The 5,199-nt window shown below is 57.5% G+C and carries 7 protein-coding genes and 1 pseudogene; 3 read left to right on the top strand and 5 right to left on the bottom strand.

Annotated elements, in window-relative coordinates:
• Nucleotides 1–197 precede the first annotated feature (197 nt).
• Together PMI22_RS22775 and PMI22_RS31565 are read left to right on the top strand one after the other, a co-directional pair.
• Nucleotides 198–458 (top strand): hypothetical protein, encoded by a 261-nt coding sequence (locus PMI22_RS22775; RefSeq protein ID WP_033048913.1) that lies wholly within the window; start codon nt 198–200, stop codon nt 456–458.
• A 24-nt stretch (nt 459–482) separates the two neighbouring features.
• On the top strand, nt 483–659 hold the full coding sequence (locus tag PMI22_RS31565; RefSeq protein ID WP_007943824.1) for a hypothetical protein: 177 nt from the start codon (nt 483–485) through the stop codon (nt 657–659).
• 19 nt (nt 660–678) lie between these two features.
• Here the strand turns inward: PMI22_RS31565 and PMI22_RS31270 are convergent, their stop codons facing one another.
• Together PMI22_RS31270 and PMI22_RS22785 are read right to left on the bottom strand one after the other, a co-directional pair.
• Complete coding sequence (locus PMI22_RS31270) at nt 679–837, bottom strand: hypothetical protein (protein ID WP_157214406.1); 159 nt, start codon at nt 835–837, stop codon at nt 679–681.
• 168 nt (nt 838–1,005) lie between these two features.
• The gene (locus tag PMI22_RS22785; RefSeq protein ID WP_007943822.1) at nt 1,006–1,788 is read right to left on the bottom strand and encodes a DUF72 domain-containing protein; all 783 of its coding nucleotides are present in this window, start codon (nt 1,786–1,788) and stop codon (nt 1,006–1,008) included.
• Nucleotides 1,789–1,961: 173 nt separating this feature from the next.
• Between PMI22_RS22785 and PMI22_RS32425 the strand changes: the two genes are divergently transcribed.
• Nucleotides 1,962–2,411 carry a hypothetical protein gene (locus PMI22_RS32425; protein WP_007943821.1) on the top strand — a complete coding sequence of 150 codons (450 nt, stop codon included), beginning with the start codon at nt 1,962–1,964 and terminating at the stop codon, nt 2,409–2,411.
• A gap of 37 nt (nt 2,412–2,448) precedes the next feature.
• Here the strand turns inward: PMI22_RS32425 and PMI22_RS22795 are convergent, their stop codons facing one another.
• The 3 genes and pseudogenes from PMI22_RS22795 to PMI22_RS22805 form a co-directional block, all read right to left on the bottom strand.
• Nucleotides 2,449–3,795, bottom strand: coding sequence for a glutamine synthetase family protein (locus tag PMI22_RS22795; protein ID WP_033048911.1), 1,347 nt, complete (start codon nt 3,793–3,795; stop codon nt 2,449–2,451).
• Between the two features lie 23 nt (nt 3,796–3,818).
• Nucleotides 3,819–4,376 (bottom strand): helix-turn-helix domain-containing protein, encoded by a 558-nt coding sequence (locus PMI22_RS22800; protein WP_007943819.1) that lies wholly within the window; start codon nt 4,374–4,376, stop codon nt 3,819–3,821.
• Nucleotides 4,377–4,518: 142 nt separating this feature from the next.
• Nucleotides 4,519–5,199, bottom strand: a pseudogene (locus PMI22_RS22805) (patatin family protein); the annotation flags it as partial.

Here is a 5,199-nt window from a genome sequence, read left to right as displayed (position 1 = left end):
TTCCGGTCGTTCAAGCCTAACGCTGCAACGCAATGAAAAACGCCGCCCATTGTGAGATGGAGCGGCGTTTTTTTATGCCCTGAATAAGACCGCGTTATCGTTCATCGCGGGCACGTGCTGCCGCTCGTCAGCGAGTCAGCACCTTACCTCATCCTGATTTTCCAACGTTTTATAACCCACTCAGGAAGACTCAGATGATGAACAAAACAATAACCTCACTCTCCTTCGCGAGCCTGCTGGCGATGGCCTCATTTTTCGCATTGGCAGCTGAAACGACGTCCCCACCTACCACTATTCCCGGCGTTAACCAGGCCCAAGCCGCCGAATCCAACGAAGAGAAAGCCAACAAAAAGGGCGAGGAAGCAGCGGGTTCAAACTCCGGCGCCGATGCGCAATCCCTGGAAAAAGAGGCGGCATCTTCGAGCGACTCGAAAGACCAGGAAAAAAAAACAAAGTGAAGGCAGTCAACAGAGGTAAGAGACATGAACGACGATGACGATGTCAAAGACACCCAAGCACCCACAGACGACCTGACCACTGATACCGAGGCCGTTGATGAAACCCTCACGCCCTCTTCGCCCCGTGCCAAGGAGCAGGCCACAGAGGAGCTCGACGAGAAAATAGCGGAGATAGAACGCCACGTGGCGGATGGCAACTAACCCCCCTGTTCTGCGGTGTTTAACCTTCGGCGCCGGACGCCGGACCCACAAAGTCCTGGGCGCCGCAGCACAGCAAGATGTCAGACACGCGCATCATTGGCAGCGGGTCGGTTGCTTTGCGTTCTTGAATCCATTTTCGACTGCGCCCGACATCGAGTTGCAAATTCAACAACATCATCAGGTTCAGTAGCTCTTGCGATACACGTCCGTTGCCGCATTCAGGGCAATTGAATTCCTGCCAAACGCCCGCGCAGACTGTTCGAGCAAAAGGGTTTTCACAAATCACACACAACATGCTCAAGCTCCACTCAATGAAAGGTAATGAGCCCTGAGTGTTGAGAGGCGTTCAGCGTGGCCGACAAACGGTCATGTCCGCAGGATCGCCACGTTCATCGAGCCATTTCGCGAGCGTCAAGGCATTGCCCAGCGCCGCACCACTGGCAGTGTTGTCAAACATGCACCACGTCGATTCGCCAGCGGCGTTGGCTGTCTGCAGCTGGATCGCCAGAGCTTGCAGCGCTGGCAATTCATAGTCGCTGAAGTAGATTCGGGGCGACCCATGCAATCGCCAGTACCTGAGCCCCGGCCAGCCTCCCGGCAAATTGTCATGACTGATGCGTGACGGATCGACCGCTGCCCGGGCAATCCGGTGCTGCATCAATAACGGCTCGGCATCAAGCCAGGAGTCGTGCCGGGGCTCCAGCACCACAGGCCCGTCATAGTGAAATCTGAGTGCAAAGAAAAAGGCTTCGGCAACTGAATAATCAAAGGCCAATGAGGGAGGCAGCTGCACCAGCAAGCAGCCCAATCGATCGCGCAAGCCTGAACACTGCCCGACAAATTCATCCAGTGCCGGGCCGCAATCCCCCAAGCGCCGTTCGTGGGTGATGTGCTTGGGCACTTTTACACAGAAGCGAAAGCCGTCCGGCACTGAGTCAGCCCAACGCGCGTAGGTTTGCCTGCGATGTGGACGATAAAACGAGCTATTGATCTCGACGCCGTTCAATTGCGATGCATAGCGCTGCAAGTGCGTGCCCTCAACTGAAAACCGTGACACAAAATCGCGCCCCAGGCTCCAGCCTGCGCAGCCGATGAAAATCGGCGGGCTGTTCAATACGCGCTGGCTCATTCGATCACTCTCCACGCCAAGGAAAATCGTCCAGGGCTGTCCCATCCAGAGTTGAAATGCACGGGGCTGCGGAGTTCGAATTCTTTTTCGCCCCGTGCCTTTTGATCAATCCAATGGAACCTAAGGATTCAGCCTGTTCTCTATCGCAGAACCAGCAGCAGGAGGACTTCACCATGATTGACCCAGCAACCGGTATGAGGCCGGGCGAGCGCTACAACGTCGACAGCCTTGAACGCGCGCCGCATTTCCCCGGCTTCTTTCTCGATGGAAAGTATTACCTGGAGCCCGAGTTGCAAACGGCGGTCGGCTGGCTCGAAGGCCAACAATTTCTGTATGACCAACTCGATCCAACCGGTGAGCCGGTGTACCCCGGCCGGGTCGTCGGCACCATTGAAGACCTGACGTTGACCTTGGGCGATGGCGCGCGCCTGGCATTGAACACCGTGCCGTATGAAGCGCAACAATATCTGCCCACCCAAATGACGGATGACATTCTGGGCGATGCCGGGGCCGAAAGGTTGCCGATTCGACCCTCTGCGTTGCTGGTAGTCGGTGCCGCGCTGTTGGTCAGCGGCTGTCTGCTTGCGTTCAATCGTCTGGGACACCGACGATCCGTCCGTTAAATCCACGGGGAATCGTCGAGATCGCCGGTTCCCCCGTTTACAGATACCAGCGGTATTCCCGAGCGCTGATTTCCTGCATGAACGCCAGATGATCCTGACGTTTGTTCTCGCAATAAACATCCACGAATTCCGCCCCCAGCCCCTCACGCAGGTGCGGCTGATGCTGCATGGCGCGCACGGCTTCAAGCATTTCCAATGGGAAATCGACGCCACTGTTGCGGTCTTCGTTCAGCGGCGGGATGGGTTCTTTGCCCGCATCCAGCCCATGTTCCAGGCCGACCAGAATCGCCGCCAACACCAGATAGGGATTGGCATCGGCGCCGGCCAGGCGATGTTCGATGCGCAAGTTCTTCGAATCCGACTCTGGAATGCGCAGGCACGCATCACGATCTTCAAAGCCCCAGCTCGCTCGCGTGGCGATGTTTGTTGTGCCGCCCAGACGGCGGTAAGCGTTCTGGTTCGGTGCGAAAACCGGCATGCAATGCGGCAATAACTCCAGGCAGCCAGCCACCGCGTGCCGCAAAGGCTGCTGCTGGTTGGCCGCCAGGAGGTTGTTGCCGTCCGCGTCGTAAAGACTGACATGCACGTGCATGCCGCTGCCCGGGTGCTGCAAGTAAGGTTTGGCCATGAAACTGGCACGATAACCATGCTTGAGCGCCACGCCACGGCTGCTGCGACAGAACAGCGCCGCCCAGTCGGCTGCACGCAAGCCATCGTCAAGGTGCCCGAAATTGATTTCGAACTGACCCGGCCCAAGTTCGGCGGTAATCACCGTGCTGTCGATGCCTTGAGCCCGCGAGGTCTCGACCATGTCGTCGAGTACCGGTGCAAAGCGTGAGAGGCGCTCGATGTGCATGTTGGGTTGGTCATCGGCATCGTCCGTCAGCTCGTCGCGGGGAAACTGCGGCAGCCCGTCGCGCAGCTTTTTATCAAACAGATAAAACTCCAGCTCGAACGCCACCACGGGATGAATGCCTTTGCCGGCAAGCCTGTCCAGGACCTGCGCGAGGACCTGGCGCGGTTCAAACACGATGGGGTTCTCAGTGCCGTCCGACGTGATCAGCATTTGCGCCAGCGGTTGGCCTTCCCAGCTCACCGGTTTCAGGGTTCCCGGCACCAGACGACGCAGTGCATCCGGATCGCCATCGTTAAAGCAGTAATCACCAATCTTGAACAAACCGCCCTGCACGCCCAGCAGCACGCAGTTCTGCGGCAGTTTCAGCGCGCTGCCGGCCGCGACCTTTTCCAGCATGTCCACGGGGTAACGCTTGCCGTAGAAATGCCCCGGAATATCCAGGGAAATCAGGTCGATATAACGCACTTCGGGATAGCGTTGGCGAAAGGCCCGAACCTCAGCCAGCAGATCAGAGCAGGTAGCATCCATCATTGTTGGTCCTTTTCTTTTCATCAGGTGTAAACCCAAAGCACCCGCGTGAGGTGCCCGGTGAGGTTGCCGTAGCGGCAACGGGTATGGCTGTCGAACTGAAAACTGTCGCCAGCCACCAAGGTAACGGGGTCTTCGTCTTCGCCCAGCCACAGCGTCAGCTCGCCTTCCAGCACGTAGCCGCCCTGCTCCGAGCTGTCACTCATGTGCCGGTCGCCGCTGCTGGCGCCAGCGTCGAGATGACTTTCGAGCATGGAAAAGGATGCGCGTATTTTTGGCGAAACCAGAATGTCGGTAATACCGTTGGCGAAGTACAACGTACGGCGTTCATCCGGGCGCGTGACCCACGGCAATTCCTTGGGTTTTGGCAGGCTGTAGAAGTAAGTCGTCGGTACGTCCAGGGTTTCACTGATTGCCGTCAGGTCTGCCACGGTGGGCCGTGACAGACCGCGTTCGACCTGCGAGAGAAAGCCGACGGATCGGCCGATTTTGTCGGCCAGTTCCTTCAAGGTGTATTTCTTGTGCTTGCGCAAATCGTGAATCAGGATCGCCAGCGCGGCGATTTCTTCTTGCTTGTTCATGCGTGCAATGCCGGATGATGTGTGGACTGCAGGAACATACGGGCTCTCATGAAATTATGTTTTTATAATTTCATGAAAAACTACAGCATTAATTTCACAAGAGCAACTGGCGGCGGATAAGCGCCAGTACACCTGACAGGTGTCAGCTATCGGGGGATTTATGCCACGGGTAGCCTTTCGCGCTGAGCTCAAAGGCGTAATCGAACAAACGCTTCATGTACTCGCCATCGAACTGATGATTGCGAAGGTGATGAAAATCGGAACCGATGTACGCAAGATTGAAGTCGGCCCCGTCTTGCTGGGCGATTCGGTAAATCCGGTCGAGGTCGCTGATCCCCTGCGTCTGAATCAACGCGCTGATGGCGCGACCGCCGATGTTCAACGTGCGGCGTTTGGTCCCGGACCACTGCGGCTCCATTTTCCCGTTGCGAATCACGTAGAAATGCCGATCACGGCGCAAGCGCGCGCCCGTGACGTTACTCAGCGCCATGACGGTGCCGGGGGGGTAAAGAAATACCTGCGTGATGACGCCGCCGTCCACGTGCATTTCCTGGAACGGTTGGCCGTTGACCTCCACGTCGATCATGACGGGTGAAACGGCGCCGGGAATACTCATCGACGCGATCAGGATCTTGCGAAACAGGTCGAGTGCTCCCGGCGCGCCGCTTGCGGCAATGGCGCCCATGTTCCAGGTCACGGGCCGCCCTGCATCGAGGTCGGTGGTGCCGATCATCAGGAGTCGTCCATTGGCGTATTGCGCCGCAATCGCCGCCAGAATGTCAGCGGTAATGTATTGCGCGACGAGCCGCGACAGTGGCTTTTT

It is taken from the genome of Pseudomonas sp. GM21 (genome assembly GCF_000282215.1).
GTDB lineage: Bacteria > Pseudomonadota > Gammaproteobacteria > Pseudomonadales > Pseudomonadaceae > Aquipseudomonas.
This window is presented reverse-complemented; position numbering and strand designations above follow the sequence as displayed.